15 protein-coding genes and 1 pseudogene are annotated in these 18,769 nt (G+C 47.2%); 5 read left to right on the top strand and 11 right to left on the bottom strand.

The features are described 5' to 3' along the window. Positions 1–230, top strand: a 230-nt coding sequence (locus tag K5Q99_RS18470; RefSeq protein ID WP_220777714.1) for a transposase, incomplete at its 5' end; no start/stop codon positions are given. Between the two features lie 629 nt (positions 231–859). Here K5Q99_RS18470 and K5Q99_RS18465 read toward each other — a convergent pair. Continuing rightward, complete coding sequence (locus tag K5Q99_RS18465; RefSeq protein WP_220777713.1) at positions 860–1,489, bottom strand: flavin reductase family protein; 630 nt, start codon at positions 1,487–1,489, stop codon at positions 860–862. Between the two features lie 276 nt (positions 1,490–1,765). On the opposite strand from K5Q99_RS18465, the gene K5Q99_RS18460 reads away from it, so the two are divergent. After that, complete coding sequence (locus K5Q99_RS18460; RefSeq protein WP_220777712.1) at positions 1,766–4,159, top strand: fatty acid cis/trans isomerase; 2,394 nt, start codon at positions 1,766–1,768, stop codon at positions 4,157–4,159. Positions 4,160–4,211: 52 nt separating this feature from the next. Here K5Q99_RS18460 and K5Q99_RS18455 read toward each other — a convergent pair whose 3' ends face one another. Then, positions 4,212–6,326, bottom strand: a complete 2,115-nt coding sequence (locus K5Q99_RS18455; protein ID WP_220777711.1) for a M13 family metallopeptidase — start codon at positions 6,324–6,326, stop codon at positions 4,212–4,214. Positions 6,327–6,553: 227 nt separating this feature from the next. On the opposite strand from K5Q99_RS18455, the gene K5Q99_RS18450 reads away from it, so the two are divergent. Then, positions 6,554–7,132: a nucleoside triphosphate pyrophosphohydrolase family protein gene (locus K5Q99_RS18450; protein ID WP_220777710.1), complete on the top strand. Its 579-nt coding sequence runs from the start codon at positions 6,554–6,556 to the stop codon at positions 7,130–7,132. A gap of 73 nt (positions 7,133–7,205) precedes the next feature. Here the strand turns inward: K5Q99_RS18450 and K5Q99_RS18445 are convergent, their stop codons facing one another. Together K5Q99_RS18445 and K5Q99_RS18440 are read right to left on the bottom strand one after the other, a co-directional pair. Beyond that, positions 7,206–7,424 carry a helix-turn-helix domain-containing protein gene (locus K5Q99_RS18445; protein WP_063883682.1) on the bottom strand — a complete coding sequence of 73 codons (219 nt, stop codon included), beginning with the start codon at positions 7,422–7,424 and terminating at the stop codon, positions 7,206–7,208. A 2-nt stretch (positions 7,425–7,426) separates the two neighbouring features. Beyond that, the gene (locus tag K5Q99_RS18440; protein ID WP_220777709.1) at positions 7,427–7,945 is read right to left on the bottom strand and encodes a DUF2975 domain-containing protein; all 519 of its coding nucleotides are present in this window, start codon (positions 7,943–7,945) and stop codon (positions 7,427–7,429) included. A 158-nt stretch (positions 7,946–8,103) separates the two neighbouring features. Here K5Q99_RS18440 and K5Q99_RS18435 point away from each other — a divergent pair, with 158 nt between their 5' ends. Continuing rightward, positions 8,104–10,164: a S9 family peptidase gene (locus K5Q99_RS18435; protein ID WP_220777708.1), complete on the top strand. Its 2,061-nt coding sequence runs from the start codon at positions 8,104–8,106 to the stop codon at positions 10,162–10,164. 129 nt (positions 10,165–10,293) lie between these two features. Then, positions 10,294–10,590, top strand: a complete 297-nt coding sequence (locus K5Q99_RS18430; RefSeq protein WP_220777707.1) for a helix-hairpin-helix domain-containing protein — start codon at positions 10,294–10,296, stop codon at positions 10,588–10,590. Positions 10,591–10,652: 62 nt separating this feature from the next. Here the strand turns inward: K5Q99_RS18430 and K5Q99_RS18425 are convergent, their stop codons facing one another. The 7 genes and pseudogenes from K5Q99_RS18425 to K5Q99_RS18395 form a co-directional block, all read right to left on the bottom strand. Beyond that, on the bottom strand, positions 10,653–11,675 hold the full coding sequence (locus K5Q99_RS18425; protein ID WP_220777715.1) for an AI-2E family transporter: 1,023 nt from the start codon (positions 11,673–11,675) through the stop codon (positions 10,653–10,655). A gap of 85 nt (positions 11,676–11,760) precedes the next feature. Then, positions 11,761–12,678, bottom strand: a complete 918-nt coding sequence (locus K5Q99_RS18420) for a TlpA family protein disulfide reductase (protein WP_220777706.1) — start codon at positions 12,676–12,678, stop codon at positions 11,761–11,763. A 124-nt stretch (positions 12,679–12,802) separates the two neighbouring features. After that, a complete protein-coding gene (locus K5Q99_RS18415; protein WP_220777705.1) occupies positions 12,803–13,852 on the bottom strand; it encodes an NAD(P)H-dependent flavin oxidoreductase in 1,050 nt (349 codons plus the stop codon). Positions 13,853–13,886: 34 nt separating this feature from the next. Further along, entirely contained in the window at positions 13,887–14,282 is a 396-nt protein-coding gene (locus K5Q99_RS18410) for a VOC family protein (protein ID WP_220777704.1), read from the bottom strand. Positions 14,283–14,522: 240 nt separating this feature from the next. Next, positions 14,523–15,383 (bottom strand): 4-hydroxybenzoate octaprenyltransferase, encoded by an 861-nt coding sequence (gene ubiA / locus K5Q99_RS18405; protein WP_006084316.1) that lies wholly within the window; start codon positions 15,381–15,383, stop codon positions 14,523–14,525. Between the two features lie 138 nt (positions 15,384–15,521). Next, entirely contained in the window at positions 15,522–17,690 is a 2,169-nt protein-coding gene (gene uvrD / locus K5Q99_RS18400) for a DNA helicase II (RefSeq protein ID WP_220777703.1), read from the bottom strand. Positions 17,691–18,115: 425 nt separating this feature from the next. Continuing rightward, positions 18,116–18,702, bottom strand: a pseudogene (locus K5Q99_RS18395) (transposase); the annotation flags it as partial. Between the last annotated feature and the right edge of the window lie 67 nt (positions 18,703–18,769).

The raw sequence follows: 18,769 nt of genomic DNA, 5'->3' as shown, positions 1-18,769 counted from the left end.
TTATCGCAAATAAAGGCGGGAAATCTGTTATTCCAAGGCGCCGCTATAAGAATACACCTCAAGAAAGAGTCGATTGGTGCTTATATCGGTATCGACATTTAGTGGAGAATGCTTTTGGAAGAATTAAGCACTATCGAGCAATATCAACAAGATATGACAAGCTAGCAAGAAATTACGCCAGTATGGTGTCACTGGCGTTTATGTTAATGTGGCTGCCGATGTATTGCTGAACAACATTTGTACAGCAAAGATCAACAGACCCTAATAAATAATTAAATTATACCAGTAAGTTAGCATCAACCTTTGCGTGCTATCAACATTTTTCATCCAGAAAAAGCGAAACTAAAAATGCTGAGAAGCATTTTGGCACGGTAGATAAAATAATGAGAGATGGGACAGGCAAAAAATCTTTTGCGATTAACAGCTAACACTAAAGCATCAAAAGTTAACCTTCCACTGCGAAGTTGCTGAAGGGCGTTGAAGAAAATAGCGTGACGCAGACAGGACGTCTGCGTAGCTTTCGGGGGGAAGGGACGCCCCATCGGAAGCGTTAGCTATTTTCGAATAAGCACGAAGCCACTAATCAATGCATGTAACTTCGCTAGGGGCGTCATGGAGCATCCAAGGGCGAAGGCCAGCGGCCGTTTTGAGCGCGAGATAGGGATATCGAGCTGGCAGTTTAACATGGACGTTTTTGATAGGACGAGCAGTCCTCCTTGGTCGACTCTTTATTAAAAAATCAGGGGTGAAGCCCCACGACTTTGACTTAGATTTTGATTTAAAAAGTTAAAAGTTAAACTAATGCCCAAAACTCAAACGAAGTTTGAACACCCACTGCCCTGCGGCGCCTGAGCAGCCGCTACACTTGTGGTCTATGCAAATCGAAACGTAACGCTTCGGAGATCCCATAATAAGCCGATGGGCCGCCGGCACGTAATACGGGCTCGGCGAGGGCGGTTTGATAAATCCCCTCGGCATTGAGTAAATGCTTGGCGATATGCACGGCCACCACTTCTCCTAACACTAACCAAGTATCAATCTTGTCGCCATTGGCGGCGGTTAACTGGATACATTGGGACAACTTACATTCAAAATTCACTGGGCTTTCAGCCACTAAGTCTGCCTTAACAATGGTGCCTGCTTTAGCCGTGAGTCCGGCAAAGCTAAACTCATCTTGACCGCGTGGCAGCATGGCGGAGGTTTGATTCATTTTCTCGGCAAGGCTGCGAGTGGTGAGGTTCCACACAAATTCGCCTGTCTCGACAATATTGGCGACACTGTCTTTCCAACCTGTGCTTGCAAAGCCGATGATGGGCGGTTTGTAATTGAAACAATTAAAAAAGCTGTAAGGGGCGAGATTGCGTTGCCCCTTGGCATTGCGTGATGAAATCCAGCCGATCGGTCGAGGACCCACAATCGCATTTAAAGGATCGTGTGCAAGGCCATGTCCTTTGCTCGGTTCGTAAAAATAGCGGTTATCAGCGGTCATACTTGATCCTTTTGTTATTGCCACATTGTGATTGCCACATGGGTATTACCACAACCATGACTTGAGCGATTAACACAGCCATCACTGGCATACTTTTACGGTCGCTATCTTACCTAAGTTCCTTGGATGTCGCCAAAACTCTGCGGCATAAGTTAAGCGAGAGCTAGGATAAAATCAGGCTGCAAATTTTAGGTCCAATATACTCTTCTGTTAAAGTGATGCTGATCAGTGGGCTAAATGGCTAACTCTGCTGGGTGGCAAATAAAGGAGTGGTGAATGGACGCGATAAAAAGAGTATGGAAGAGGCTGTTATTGGCCACAGTGCTGTTAGCGACGGGTTGTGCCAGCGTAGCGCAAATCGATTTCAATGCTCTGTTTGGCACTAGCTCACCGCAAAAACGCGTAGAGAATGCACAGCTTAACGACCAATTTGTTCAACAGGCCGAATTTGTGCACAAAGAAGTTGAGCCAATCCTCAATAGCCGCTGCGTGGTATGCCATGCCTGCTACGATGCTCCCTGCCAGCTCAAAATGACCTCAAGCGAAGGTATAGAACGCGGGGCGAGTAAGGAAAAAGTTTACCAAGGCACACGCTTAGTTGCCGCCACACCTAATCGCTTATTTGTCGATGCATTTACCCCAGAAACTTGGCGTCAACGCGGGTTTTACCCCATGTTGAACGAGCGCAATCAAACCCCAGAAGCCAATACCCAAGCCTCAGTATTGGCCAGAATGCTCACGCTTAAGCAAATGCATCCCCTGCCCGAAGACAAGATTTTAGATAAGCGTTTTGATTTCAGTCTCGACAGAGTTCAGCAATGCGCCAGCCTAGAGGAAATGGACAAATACGAGCAAAGCCAACCGTTTGCCGGTATGCCCTATGGCTTACCAGCGTTGAATGCGAATGAACATCAAGTGTTGATGCATTGGCTCGAACAAGGTGCGCCATTGCCGTTCGCGCCATCGCTAGCCCCTGAATTTATAACGGAAATCACCCATTGGGAGCAATTCTTAAACGGCGACAGCTTAAAAAGCCAATTAAGCGCACGCTACATCTACGAGCATTTGTTTGCCTTTCACTTATATTTTGAATCTTTAAATCAGCCGAACGCCCAGCCTCTGTTTTTCGAGTTAGTGCGTTCGAGGACGCCGCCGGGGCAAGCACTGGATATTATCGCCTCCCGTCGTCCCTTCGACGATCCTAAGGTGGAACGTGTCTATTACCGTTTTCGACCTTATCGGGCGACCATAGTCGATAAAACTCATATCACCTACGCCTTGAATACCGGCTTGCTGCACGACTGGCAGCAATGGTTTATCGATGCAGATTACTCAGTGACTCAGCTGCCGAGCTACCAGCCGAGCATTGCGGCCAATCCCTTCGAAGCCTTTATTCAAATTCCTGCTGGTGCGCGCTATCGCTTTATGCTGACCCGCGCCCAAGACACCATTATGGGCTTTATCAAAGGCCCAGTGTGCCGTGGTCAGGTGGCGCTCAATGTGATTAACGACAGATTCTGGGTGTACTTTGTTACCCCAGATTATATGGACGACACGGATTTTAGGACCTTCTATCAGTCCCAGATTGAAAACCTAAGAATGCCTGCGGAGGAAGAAAGCACTGCACTCGCCGTAACTTGGGTGAAATATGCCACCAAGCAAGGCAAGTATATGCGGGCGCGTAATCAGTTCTTAAACGAGAAGTTTAAAAACGGCCAACACCTCACCATAGACGGGCTCTGGGATGGCGACGACAACAATGATAATGCTAGCCTGACAGTGTTTCGCCACTTTGATAATGCCACTGTGGTCAAAGGCTTAGTCGGCGAGCCGCCCAAAACCGCTTGGATTATCGATTACGCCTTACTGGAGCGTATCCACTATTTGCTAGTCGCAGGTTTCGATGTGTATGGTAACTACGGCCACCAGCTTTTAACTCGCTTATACATGGATTTTTTACGCATGGAAGGGGAATCAAATTTCCTAACCTTGTTACCGCAGGAGGAAAGGCGCAAACAGTTTGGTGATTGGTATCAAGGGGCTGGCACTCAGCTCACGGCGTTTATCGCGGGGGATATCAACACCTTTAATCAGCCAACGGGCGTGCTCTACTATAGCGATGACCTCAAGGGCGAACTGTATCAAAAACTCGGGCAGAAAGTCGCTAAGGTTCAGCCGACTCGATATCAAATAGAAAACAGTCACTTGCAAGCCAACAGCAAGGCACTGTTGCAAGCTTTAGGTCGATTAAAAGGCACCCAAGCGACCCTGTTGCCTGAGTTAACTATGATCATGGTCGAGCCCGAAAAAGCGGGCAAAGCTGAGGTCTTTACCTTAGTTCGCAATAGTGCCCATCGGAATATTTCGAGCCTGTTTAATGAGGCCAGCAACCGCGAACCCGCAAAGGATGATGTCACCTTAGTGAATGGTTTATTGGGCAGTTACCCAGAAGCCTTTTGGCTGGTGAAAGAACAGGATTTGCCTAAAATCGTGGCGGCAGTAGAGCAAATGCAAACTGAAAAAGACTATGAGGCACTGCTCGATATTGCGGCTGTGCGCCGTAGCGATCCCGCATTTTGGGCCTTTAGTGACAAACTCAATCAGATCTTTTTCGATAATCATCCGATAGAAAGCGGTTGGCTGGACTATAACCGTCTGCAAAATCGTTAATGAAAAAGGGGAACGCTAGCGTTCCCCTTACTTTGAAATCAAGCCAGTAAACTTACCAGATCTTAACGCGATCCTCTGGCGCTAAATACAGCTTGTCGCCAGGTTTAACATCGAACGCTGTGTACCAAGCGTCTAAGTTACGCACTGTCAGCGCGCGGTACATGCCGGGTGCATGGCCATCGGTAGCGACGCGAGCCCGCAGCGCTTCGTCACGCATCTTAGTGGCCCAAGTTTGCGCAAAGCCGATAAAGAAGCGTTGATCGCCCGTAAAGCCTTCAATCACAGGGGCTTCTTTACCGTTAAGCGAGGCATGGTACGCATCGAGTGCCGCGGCTAAACCCGCCACGTCGGCAATGTTTTCACCTAAGGTCAGCTTGCCATTCACGTGTAAATCAGGGAATGGTGCATAGGTATCAAACTGTTTCGCCAGTGCCTCGCCTTGTTTGGCAAACTGGGCAAAGTCAGCTGGCGTCCACCAGTTACGCATAGCGCCAGTCGAGTCGAATGCCGCACCATTGTTATCAAAGCTATGGCTGATTTCATGGCCAATCACAGCACCAATCGCACCATAGTTGTACGCCGCATCGGCTTTAGCATCGAAGAATGGTGGCTGTAAAATACCCGCAGGGAAGTTAAGCGCATTTTGCACCGGCAAGTTCACCGCATTCACCACTTGCGGTGTCATCCACCACTCGCCTTTATCCATTGGTTTGCCAATCTTGGCTAGCTGATGGCTGTACTCTACTTTTTCACCATTGATGGCATTCGCGTAGGCATTGGTCGCCGTCACAGCATAGCTGTCGTAATTGCGCCATTTGTCGGGATAACCCACGCCCACCGCCATAGTTGCCACTTTTGCTAGGGCTTCTTTCTTAGTGGAAGGGTCCATCCAATCGAGTTTTTCCACTCGCTGACCAAAAGCCGCCACTATGTTATCTACCATAGTGCTGACTTCAGCCTTGGCCGAAGCAGGGAAATATTGCTCGGCATAGGCATGACCTACGGCATCACCTAAGTATTGATCAAGTGCCGCTAAGGCACGTTTATCACGGCTACGCTGCTCTGGCGTGCCAGAAAGTTTAGTGCCATTAAAGGCAAACGAAGCGTTGTCTATAGTCGATGGCAACACATCGGCGTGGCTGTTGATCTGGTGGAACACGAGCCAATCTTTCCAAGCTTCTAAAGGCTCAGAGGCCACCAGCGCAGAAAGTCCTGTAATTGCCGTCGCATGGTAGGCTGCAAATTTGGGCTGATTGCCCAGTTGCGCTGCCGCGAGGAAAGCAGTCCAGTCGATACCCGGTGCTTTAGCATCAAAGTCAGCACGGCTCCACACGCCCGAAGACTTAGCGAAATCTTCGCTATCTTCACGGCTAGCGTGGGCGGCAGCGATCTTGCTCTCAAGGGCGAAAATACGATCGGCACGGGCAGCGGCATCGCTCACGCCCGCATCTTTGAGCAAGGTTTCAATGTAAGCACGGTAAGCAGTGCGAATGTCGGCCATTTTAGGATCGGCAGACAGGTAATATTCGCGCTCAGGTAAGCCTAAACCGCCCTGCAAAAAGTAAGGCAAAACTTCGCCCGGCGTGGCTAAACCTTGGGTTACGAAGATCCCAAACAGGTTTTCGGTATGGAAATCAGTTGCGTTGAGAGGGTCAACATCGGCGCGCAGGTTTTCACCTAATGCTGCGGATAAATCTTGCTTGCTCGCAATAGCCTCATAACGGGCGATATCCGCCTCGGCAGGTTTCATTCCTGCGGCATCAATGGCGGCAGTATCTGTATAAGCCTTGTAGAAATCGGCGATACGCGCTTCGTCGCTACCCGCCACATGCTGCGCTTTTACCAGATCGGCAATCAAACTGGTTTTATGCTTTTCAGTTTCTTCAAAGGCAACAAGGAAAGCGCCAGTGCTGGAGCGATCGGCAGGGATCATCGTCGTTTTCATCCACTCGCCATTGGCGTAGGTATAAAAATCATCCCCTGGTTTTACCGTTGGTGTCATAGCCGCGACATTAATACCTACTGGCATTTGAGCAGCTACGTCTTGGCTTTTAGGCGCGCTTTCGCTGGTTTTAACTGTGTTTTCTGTGGTGTTATCACTGCAAGCAGTGAGCCCCGTCAGTACTGAAGTAGACAGTAACAGCACGGGAATTAGACGGTCCGACATGAATGACTCCTCTTTCTTTTATTATTGTATTTATCTTGTGATGATTAGGTTTTGCAGTGTAACTGGCACTGAATGAAGAAGTAAAACAAAGCCACTTTTTATGATAAAAAGTTAATGCAAACATTTTGAGCCAGTCTACCGAGGCAGCCTGAACTTTGTATTCTGCGGCGCATTTCTTTAAAATTGCCGCCAACTACTTATTGTTTATTGATCCCAAGGCTATCCAGATGAAACTCACCAGCTTAACTCAACCTATTTATGACCACTTATATCGAGATATCAGTGAGTTTCGTAACACCTTCGACTTACCCGTTAATGATGTTGATTCTTTGGATGACAAGGCCGACACTTTACATACTTCACTGATTATTGAAGAGTTAACTGAGCTAGCAGAAGCCGATAGCCGTATCGAGCAAGCCGATGCCATCGTCGATTCTGTGTATGTGTTAATGGGGCGTTTAGTGCATTTAGGCGCACAGGCCATGACCGACAGACTCGAAATCAGCTACCTGATTGACTTACTGCTGTGTGTGGCTAAAAACCGTGAAATTGACTTTATCGCCTGCTGGGACGAAGTGCATTCGAGTAACATGAGCAAAGTGTGCCGTAATGAGCAGGAACTTGCTGAAACAATTGCTTTTTATGCCGAGCAAGGTGTTGAAATTGTCGGTAGTCAGCAAGGTGATTTCATCATAGCGAAATGCGCTAAAGATGTGGAAATGGCAGGTAAAGTGGTTCGCCAAGGTAAGGTATTAAAGTCGGTTTACTATCGCCCAGCGGATCTGACTACACTGGTTAAAGCCTAACCACGGCAAGCCTAGGATAGCACTTAACTAAGTGCGTCCTAGGATGTGTTGAACAAGGCTAAAACGGCAGAACTCAGTCCGATGTATCACTCTTACGATATTCTAAAATATCCCCAGGCTGGCACGACAGGTACTCACAAATACTCGCCAGTGTTTCAAAACGCACCCCTTTCACCTTGCCACGTTTTAGCAGGGATAAATTCGCTTCGGTAATGCCAACCGCTTTGGCAAGCTCCTTAGAACTCACCTTCCGTATCGCCATCATGACGTCTAAATTAACGATAATGTCCAAAATTACACAAACTCTTTGTTTTCTGCCTCAAAATCTCGGGCAGCTTTAAGCAAATAAACAATCAGCAACATCAATAAAATCGTGGTGATATTGCCAAAATCGAGCGCCAAGTCGATACGGGTATCCTCAAAAAGCGACTTGTGATAGTAACCTACGCCTAAGGTTTGCAGTATCTCTATCACTAAGGCGGCAACCTTAAGCCAAACCAACCACAGATAACAATGCATACTTTCGTCGCTAAAAAACAAGCCGTCTTGATAGTAGACTAATAATTTTTGCAGCCAATAAACACCCAGTAAAAACGTGATAAACAATGGACTTAACATTAACAGCAACAGGGTTTGACTCGCGTCAGGCGATACCCATAGCGCTTGGAACAATCCATTATTCGATCCAAAACGTATCTCATCATGGACTAAGTAGCTATAACCCAGATACACCACCACAATCGTAGCGGCCAACAAAATCACCCACCGGAAAAATGCACTGATTTTTATTAACTTTTCTATGTTTTTATTCATCACTCAATCCTAAATTTAATCCAATCCCAGTGCTCTTTAACCTTGGCTAGTATACTCGTTCAGTAAAATATATTGCAAAGAAATATATTTTTATTGTTTTACGATAATTAATTTTCGTATTAACATGATGTCACTTCTAACAACTCAAGGTTACAACAATGCGATTATCCTCCTTCACAAGCCAGTTATGCAGTGCTGCTATTGCCGCTATGCTACTCGCAAGCTGTTCAACCTCAACCACTGAGCAAAAAGCCAATACGGATAGGCTTAACAGCCAGCAAGCCCAAGTGCCGCTCATTCCCATCGAAGATTTTTTCAATGAGCAAAATATTCGCCATTTAAAAATGTCCGCCGACGGTAAATGGTTAGCCTTCACAAAGGAATACCAAGGTGCGAGCAATATTTATGTAATGGCGGATAAAAGCGATCTTGCAAGTGCGACACTCTTAACGCAGTCCATTGAACCTATTAAAGAATTTGAATGGTCATCAAACAGTAACGAACTCTTTTTTATGAAAGATAAAGGGGGAAATGAAAACACCCAAATTTTTAAACTCAGCTTTGAAACTCCCCAAGGCAAAATAGAGCCAAAAGAGCAGCAACTGACGCACAATGACAAGGTGAAATACAGCGTCATGGAACAGCCTAAGGATAACCCTGAGCAGCTGGTTGTGATGGCGAACCACGATGAATCGAGTCGGATGGATATCTATTGGCTCAACACCCATGATGGCAAGCTAACGCCTATTTTTGAAAACCACTTAAACTTGGTGCAAATGAAGTTTAATAAGCAAGGGCATCCCGTTATTGGCAGTAGCACTAATCTAGATAACAGCTATAGCCTCTACACACTCATTGATGGCACTTGGCGTAAAATAATCCACACTGCTAAGGGGGAAAGCATTGATATCTTAAAAGTAAACGATGCGAAAAAACTCGCCTATATCAGTGCCAACATCGGTGAGCGGGATAAACAACAGCTGCTCAAAGTTGATCTTATGACGGGAAAATATGAAACCTTACATAAAGATCCTAACGATGAAGCGGATGTTTATCAGGTATTGTTTAACGATGCTGGTGAACCTTTAGCCATTTCCTATTACGGCGGTCGCTTAAGAACCTATCCACTTGATACTGAGTTTGCTCAGCACTGGGATGTGATCAATAGGCATTTTAATCAAGATGTTGAAATAACCATTACCGAACGTAACGAGAAAAATAATCTCTGGCAGATCAACGTCGCGAGCGATAGGGCATCGAGCTTAGATTACCAATACAATGCCATTAATGGTGATATCCACTTACTCGCAGATATTCCTCCAAGCATACAACCAGAACTGCTATCACCCAGACAATCCCTAGTCTATACCGCAAGGGATGGTGTAAAAATTCAGGCTTATTTGACATTACCAAAGGGAAACCAGCGCAATTTACCCACCATCATTCTGCCCCATGGCGGCCCTTGGGCTCGGGACTACTGGGCATTAGACTCGGGTTACTTCCATGCGATTGCTCAGTTCTATGCCAACCGTGGTTATGCCGTGTTACAGCCAAACTTTCGCGCATCGACAGGATTTGGCAAACACTTCCTCAACTTAGGCAATAACAATTGGGGCACTGGCAGTATGCAAGATGACCTGACTGATGGTGCAAATTACTTGGTCGAACAAGGGATTGCGGATAAAAATCGCTTGGGGATCTTTGGCGCATCTTACGGTGGTTATGCGGCTTTATCCGGCGCGACTTTTACCCCAGATCTTTACCAAGCTGTGATCGCCTATGTGGGGCCGTCAAGCTTAGTCACGCTAATGGCGTCTTTCCCCGATTACTGGCGCCCCTATTTAGGTCAATGGTTTGAATCAGTGGGAGACCCGTTAATTCCTGAACAAAAACAAGATATGGAGAACCGCTCCCCAATTAATTTTGTCGATAACATAAAAGCACCGCTGATGCTTATCCAAGGAGCGAATGATCCGCGAGTGACTCAAGTTGAATCAGATAATATTGCGAAAAAGATGTACCAAAAATCGTTACCCGTTGAATACTTACTCGCCAAAGATGAAGGTCATGGATTTATCAAACGTGCGAACAAGCTCGCCTCGATAATTGCGACTGAACGTTTCTTTGGTAAGTACTTAGGCGGAAAAGTGGATAATAATGTCAATCCAGCTTTGCTTGAACATCTTAATAGCTTAAATGTTGATATAGAAAAACTATAACCTTAATAAAGCGTTAGAAGTGCAATACAGATTTTGCCAAGGAAGGCGAAATATCTTAACAGGCTAACGCGGTTAACTGTGGGCCAATAGGCTAATCTATCAAGTATGACTACACCCCAAGGGATAAAAATGAATCCTGCGAAAGTAGTGCGTGCCGAGGTGAAGCAATTAACTGATTTGCCGAATATTGGCAAAGCCTGTGCGGCGGATTTACGTTTGCTCGGCATAGATAAACCTGAGCAACTGCTGGGGCAAAATCCCTACGACCTGTATCAAGCACTCAATCGTTTGACCGGAAAAACACACGACCCATGCATGATCGATGTGTTTATCTCCATCACCCGTTTTATGGCGGGCGAAGATGCTAAACCTTGGTGGTTTTACACCGATGAGCGCAAAAATGCCTTAGGGCAGACTAAACCTTAACTTTTAGCTCCCGCCTGTTTATCACTTTGTATTATTTCAGGTTCTTCCCTTAACCACTCACGTCAGATAGCAACTAACAGCGCCATCAACACGGGGCCGACAAACAGACCCACAAAGCCCATGGTTTTCACGCCGCCGATCAGACCGAAAAAAGTCGGTAAGAAAGGCAATTTAATCGGCCCACCGACAAGATTAGGCCTTAAGGTTTTATCGACAATAAACAGCTCTATGCTGCCCCAAAGGAATAAGCCGACGCCCGCCGTCATATCGCCAGTGCCGACAAGATAGAGTGAAATCAAGGTAAACATGGTTGGCGCGCCGCCGGGAACCAAGGCCATAAAGGCGGTTAACACCCCAAAAGCCACGGCCGAAGGCACACCCGCTATCCAATAGGCGATCCCCAGCACTATGCCCTCACCGATCGCAATAAGCGTCATGCCAATCACAGTCGAACTGACCGTAGCAGGCACCACACGGGAGAAGCTATGCCAGCGGGCGGGCAATACTCGCTCGCCGACAATATCCAGCTGTTTGGCCACTTGCTCGCCATCTTTATAGAGGAAAAACAACGTAATAAGCATAAAGAGCAAGGTCAATAACAACCCTAAAGTATTCCAGCCCAATTGCAGTACCCAGCGGGAAATGCCACTCAGGTTCTGACCACTGATGGCACTGATGATTTTACCTAGCTCGTGGGGTTCACCGATAAATTGCTGCCATTGCAGGGTTAACCACTCACCCATCCAAGGTAAATCTTTGATCCACAAGGGCACGGGCGAACCATGTTGGTTAGTAAACACCAACCAATCAACCCAAGTTCTAATTTCTTGTAACGCATAGGAAAATACAAACACCAGCGGGATAATCAGCCCGAGCACAATACAGCACAGGGCAATAGTTGCCGCCAACGCCGAACGACCACCGCATTTTGCCAATAGTTTTTGATAAAGAGGCCAACTCGAAAAACACACAATCAAGGCGGCTAAGGCTGGCACTAAAAAGTCGATAAAAAAGAATACACCAGCGCATAAGAGCAAAATCAACAAACTACGCCCAATCGCGGCATTACTGAAAATCGGCGTCATAGTGCTAACACTCCCCACAATACAATCCAACGATAAGATGGAAAACACTCGGCATTCTATCAAAAGCCTAACAGTTGGAATGAGCTTATTGAGCCGAAAGCTGCTTAACGAGTTGCTCTGGCTGGCTAAAATCGGTAATGCGCTGAATGACTTTTCCGTCCTTAACCCACAGTAACGTCGGGATATTACGGATTTTAAAATGATTAAATAACACGCCTAACTCATCGATACTAAAATCAATTTTAGTCTGATAAAGCTGCTTAAAATCTTCGAGCGCTTTATCGTCTGTCCACAGGTGATTGACCACACCGTGCCACGCTTTATTCGGCACTTTTTGCGCGAGATTATTTAAGCTTTTTTGCACGGCAATACACTCTTTCGACATTTCTGGGCGGCTCTCGGCCAAGTACCAATCGCACCAGGTTGCAGTGAAAAAGAGTAGATGCTCACCTTGTTCCCAAGGCTTGAGTAACTTAGCCGTTTGCGCGGCACTGGGCGCTTCAGTTGTCTGCGCGGTCAACTCTTGGCCATTCGCCAACATATCAATAAACTTATCTAAATTAGCGTCTGACTCGTGGCTAGTGTAAACCACATCACCCGCACGATTGATCAATACACTATAGGGCGTGCCGACCAAGCCTAAAGCCACACCCAACTCACCTTCATTATCCAACCACACTGGCATAGTGAGCCCGAAACGCGCGATAACGTCAGCGATCTTAGGCTGCTCTTCATTAATATTGATGTTCAGTGCGACGATATTAATCTTGTCCTGATACTTCTTCTGCAGGGCTTCAAAATGCGGCATTTGTTCCATACAGGGCTGACACCAAGTTGCCCAAAACTTTAGGTATATCGGCTTGTCACCCGCAACACTGCCTAAGGTCACTTGCTGCTGTTCGAGATAGGTTTTAAGTGCAATATTTTGATAGGCTTTGTCGCCCGCAAACGTAGCAAAACTCACGACGGCAAGGCACATAACAATGATTTGACGCAACAACATAGTGTTTTCCTTAAATTGATAGACCACTCGCATCCGCACTATGGGGCCAGTGATTTGCAGCCATGAAAAATGCAAGCCTTAGTGAGCAGAAAAATCAGTATTAATAGTCTATCAATACAATATTTTAAACTATCAAGCCTAACACCAATTGCTTGGTGAGCTCTGCGGCGGGAATCGCCTGACAGCCGGTTGCATTTTGGCCGCACCAGAGCGGACTAAAATCACCAAACCCTTGTCGCTCGGCCGCAGCTCTTAAGCCTGCAACTGCCGAGGATGCCAAGGGGAAATCTGGCACAGCCTCATTTATCGGCCCCATCTCGGCCATAAAACGGTTCACTATGCCACGGGCGGGGCGACCGGAAAATAAGTTAGTCAGAGCCGTATGTTGCGCCGCCTCACTTTGCAGGGCGGCACGGTGAATATCACTGGTGGTGCATTCAGGACAAAGTAAATAGGCCGTCCCCACTTGCACCGCCGAAGCGCCCATCGCCATAGCGGCACGCACGGTTTTGGCATCGACTATGCCACCCGCTGCAATAACAGGAATATCCACGGCGGCGATGATTTGAGGCAATAAACTAAAAGTGCCGAGCTGCTCGGTTAAATCATCGGATAAAAAATGTCCCCTATGGCCGCCCGCTTCTAAACCCTGCGCAATAATGGCATCTACGCCACGCGCTTCTAACCAGAGCGCTTCTTCCACTGTGGTCGCCGTCGAGATGATCTTAGATCCCCAAGACTTTATCTCCAGCAGCAAATCTTCATTAGGTAAACCAAAGTGAAAACTCACCACCTCAGGTTTGAATTTGGCTAACACTTCAGCCTGAGCACTCGTGTAAGGTGCGCGTTGTGCACCCGCAGTCTGGCTATCAGTATGGACACCCAACTCTGCAAAATAAGGCGCGAGTTGCTTGAGCCACATGGCTTGTTTCGCCGCTTGCGGTTCGGGCTCGTAATGACAAAAGAAGTTTACATTGATGGGCTTAGTCGTTTGGGCACGGATCTGTGTCAGGGCGGCACCTAAGGCTTCGAGGGATAACATGGCACAGGGCAAGGAGCCAAGCCCACCCGCTTGCGACACGGCTATCGTTAAAGCACTGCCCTGCACACCCGCCATCGGCGCTTGAATAATTGGTAATTCGATTCCAAATAATCGGGTTAACTGGCACGGCATACCTCACCTCCTTTGACTGGTTATCACTTGACGGTCAATCCTGATATGGCCCTGCGGCTAAACGCTGGGATATCCACCATAAATTACCCACGGGATCACGCACTCCACCTTGACGATCGCCATAGGGTTTATCCGCCACATCCATGATTAACTCGCCCGCAGCCGCGAGCGCCTGAGCCACCGATTTATCGGCATCTTCCACATACAAATAGTAGGATGCAGGCATTGGCGGAAACGCTTCACTCGCCTCGCTTAACATAAATAGGCAGTCGCCGATTTGCATCTGCGCATTGGCTATTTTGCCATCCAATCGATGGGAAATATGTAGCGCTTTAGCATCAAAGGCTTTTTGCATAAAGGCCACTAAACTATCGGCATTGTTGATAATCATATACGGGCTAACCCGTGCAAATCCTAGCGGAATAAACATAACGACTCCTTGTTACTTAAGCATGATGTTAGTAATAGATGCCAATATAAACTTAACACTTAGGACTCAGCACTATAGGCTAAACAAGGCAGCAAAAACCAGTAAGCTCTAGTCAATTATCGGACTTAAAATGTAAACCTACGTATTCAGGGGGATAGAGATTGGAGTCTATATGAAGGCCTCTCAGAGCGAGAGGCCAAAAAGCAAAGTCGATGTTCAAACTAACGGATCAATCCCCCCTTAAATCAAATAGTCCGCACCCAGCCCAACAAATAAGGCTAAACCTGCCCAGTTATTATTGAGAAAGGCTTTAAAACAAGGGGCTCGCTCGCGACCAAAGATGAGCATTTGTTGGTACGTGCTAAAGCCAACAAAAGTCAGTATGCCTAAACCATACAGTAAACCACGGTCGGCGCTCCAACCTGCGGCGATAAAGCAAGCCAAGGCGGCAAGCTGAAATAACCCTATGATTTGGCGATCATATTTACCGAACAAAATCGCAGTGGATTTAATACCTACTTTGAGATCATCGTCCCTATCGACCATGGCGTACATGGTGTCGTAGGCGACAGTCCAACACCAATTAGCCGCAAATAACCACCAAGCCTCCATCGGCACTTCACCCGTTTGCGCGGCGTAAGCCATAGGGATAGACCAACTCCACACTATGCCTAAAAACATCTGCGGCATGTTGGTGATGCGTTTAGTGAAGGGATAAATAATCGTGAGGATAATACCGACAACGGATAATTTAACCACTAATCCATTGAGTAATAAGACTAAACCAAAAGCGGATAAACCTAAAATAACGAACAGTATCAGCGCTTCTTTGGTGCTGATTTCACCACTGGCCAGTGGGCGTGATCGAGTGCGTTCCACAAAAGAATCGAGATCGCGATCGGCATAGTCGTTAATAATGCAGCCACAGGCACGCATGATCACTACGCCAATAATAAAGATAACCAAGACCTTAAGATCCGGCATACCACCCGCAGCTAACATTAGCGCCATCAAACATGGCCACAGCAATAATAGCGTACCTATGGGGCGGTCGATTCGAGTAAGACGGGAATACACATCCCACTTTTGCTTTAAATTCATTAACTAGGTACTCCCAATACCCTCAAGTTTCCACTCGTTTTCAGGCTTAGCATCATATACCCATGCTTCTCCCGATGCGAATTTGCGCCCTAAAAACGTGTCACAAAAAGCTGACATTTATCGCGATGATGGCAGTCATCACAGTGCTTCTAAACGAGCGTAAGCGACCACTAACCACTTGCTGCCAAAGTCAGTAAAGCTCACTTGAACTCGCCCTTGGGCACCGCTGCCTTCAAAGTTAGTCACTTTGCCGTCACCAAATTTAGGATGATGCACTCTTTGGCCGACGCTAAAGCCGGTATCGTTGGCCACCGCCGACTTTTGGGTACTAAAGCGATTATTGGCCATCGGTGTCGACACCTGCGCCTTTAAGCGGATCTCGTCCACATATTGCGGCGGGATTTCTTTGATAAAACGTGACGGACGGGCGTAATCTTCACGGCCATAAATACGGCGCGATTCGGCATAGGTGATATAGAGTTTTTCCATCGCGCGGGTCATGCCCACGTAACAGAGGCGGCGTTCCTCATCGAGTCTATCGCCCTCTTCGAGCGCCATTTTACTCGGGAAAATCCCCTCCTCGACGCCCGCCATAAACACCATAGTAAACTCCAGCCCCTTGGCCGAGTGCAGTGTCATCAGTTGCACTGCATCGGTAAAGGCATCGGCTTGACCTTCGCCCGCTTCGAGCGCCGCGTGGGAGAGGAAACCGTTAAGTTCGCCCATGTCCTCCAGCTCTTCTGGTAGCTCAAAAGTACGTGCCGCTGTGACGAGTTCTTCTAAGTTTTCGATTCTAGCGTGGGCTTTTTCGCCCTTTTCGGCTTCATACATGGCCTTAAGGCCCGACGCTTGGATCACAGTATCGGCCATGCGATACAGCACCATATCTTGGGTGTCTTCACGCATCGTCATGATTAAGTCCATGAAACCACGCACAGAATTTGCTGCGCGGCCCGCAAGCACTTTCTCGTCGAGCAAACGCACACTCGCCTGCCACAGGGTTAACTCATGCTGGCGCGCCGTGGAGCGCAAAATATCTAAAGTACGATCGCCAATGCCACGGGGCGGTGTATTCACCACGCGCTCAAACGCCGCATCGTCGTCTTTGTTATTAATCAGCCGCAGGTAACCCATGGCATCTTTAATTTCTTGGCGTTCGAAGAAGCGTAAACCGCCGTAGATTCGATAAGCTAAGCCTTTGTGTAATAAGGCTTCTTCCAATACCCGCGATTGAGCGTTAGAACGATATAAAATCGCACAATCACTGAGGTTGCCGCCCTTTTCGTGCCAATCATTAATCCGGCCGACAATAAAGCGCGCCTCGTCCATTTCATTAAAGGCGCAATAGAGCGAAATCGGATCGCCATCGGCTTCATCCGTCCACAACTCTTTGCCCATACGTTCAGGGTTATTGGCGATTAAGGCATTGGAAGCTTTAAGAATATTGCCCTTAGAGCGATAGTTTTGTTCGAGGCGAATCGTGGTCGCCGTCGGGAAATCTTTTAAGAATCTATGTAGGTTTTCAACCTGAGCGCCGCGCCAGCCGTAAATCGATTGGTCGTCATCACCGACTATCATCACATTGGCAGTTTGACCGGCAAGCACGCGGATCCACGCATATTGAATCGCGTTGGTATCTTGGAACTCGTCCACCAAAATATGCTTAAATCTATCTTGATAATGGGTCAACAAATGCGGCTTATTGAGCCATAACTCATGGGCGCGTAATAGGATTTCGGCAAAATCGACTAAACCCGCGCGGTCGCAAGACTCTTGGTAAACCTGATAGATTTTTAGCAGATTTTGCTCAAGCGGAAAACCGCCCGCATCGATATGCTTAGGGCGTAATCCTTGGTCTTTTTTACCATTGATATAACCCTGAGCTTGGCGTGGAGGATATTGTTTCTCATCCAGATTCAAGCTTTTAAGAATACGTTTGATCAAACGCACTTGATCGTCAGAATCGAGGATTTGGAAGCTTTGCGGTAAACCCGCATCTTGGAAGTGAGTGCGTAACAAGCGATGCGCTAAGCCGTGGAAAGTGCCAATCCACATGCGGCCCATATTGGTGCCAGCGACTTTTTCGACTCGCTCGCGCATCTCAGCCGCAGCTTTATTGGTAAACGTCACCGCAAGAATCGAGTAAGGACTCTGCTGTTCAACCTGCATCAGCCACGCAATGCGGTGGGTCAACACCCGAGTTTTACCACTGCCCGCGCCCGCCAACACTAACATGCTAGATTGCGGTGCCGCGACAGCCTCGCGCTGCTTATCATTCAGGCCGTCTAGTAAAGAAGATACGTCCATTCTCGCCTCCAAAAAATCGAGGAGGCATTATAACAGAAGAAAACCCGCCTGCGCGCTTGATCCTCAAGACAAGAGCCACAAGACGAATGACAAGTTGCCGCACCTTGGTTTGTGCTTGTGCTGTAATGACGACATTAATTAAGCACTGTCATTCACGCAATGCTTGTGGGCGGGAATCCAGCTTTTCGGTAACAGAACTTTGTTTTTAGGGTAGGAATTGAACAAATACAAGGCTGTATTAATGACTCATAGAGAGGGTGTTCATCATTCTGTTTCAACGATTAAGCACTGTCATTCCAGTGACACGCCGTGAATATGTCCCTATAGGCTCGACGACGGCATCCATGCCGTCAACGGTCACTTCCATGACAGTGCGTAATCCTATTAACCTTTGAGTATCTCTGTCAGCCAAAGATAAAAGGCGAAAAAGCACGTCGCTGGGTTGCTTTGAGTCGAAGGCGGTGCATAATTTTACGAACGAGATAGCGACCAACCTGGTAGCCTTCCTTGCGCAATTTTTTCACCATTTCACGATTCCCTAAGCTGCCTCGACTTTGTTTAAATAACTGTCGAACAAGGCGATAAAGCTTCAGTGTTTCAAGGCTTATCACGTTTGCAGGGCGTTTATGCCAATCGTAATAGCCTGATTTACTTACACTCATTACTCGACATAACAGTGCTACGGGAAACAGGTTGGATTGCCGTTTGATGAAACGAAATTTTACTTCATTTCTTTCGCAAAGAAGGCGCTGGCCTTTTTTAGAATTTCTTTCTCCATTCGTAATTCTTTGTTTTCTTTACGTAATCGTTTTAGCTCATCACGCTCAGACTCTTCTAAGGTGACACCTTGTTTCAGGGCTTGGTGTTTTTCCTTCCAGTTGTAAAGCAGGCTCGTGCTAACTCCAAGAGACTTTGCCGCATCGGCAACGCTATAACCTTGTTCTAGCACCATCAAGACAGCTTCATCTTTAAATGCCTGGGGATAACTCTTATGTGATTTCTTCAGACTCATATAGACCTCTTAATTTATTGACCATACTGTCTCAAAATTAAGTGTCCGATGGGATTAGACCAGAACA

The sequence above is a fragment of the Shewanella hafniensis genome, assembly GCF_019655335.1.
Taxonomy (GTDB): Bacteria; Pseudomonadota; Gammaproteobacteria; order Enterobacterales; family Shewanellaceae; genus Shewanella; species Shewanella hafniensis.
This window is presented reverse-complemented; position numbering and strand designations above follow the sequence as displayed.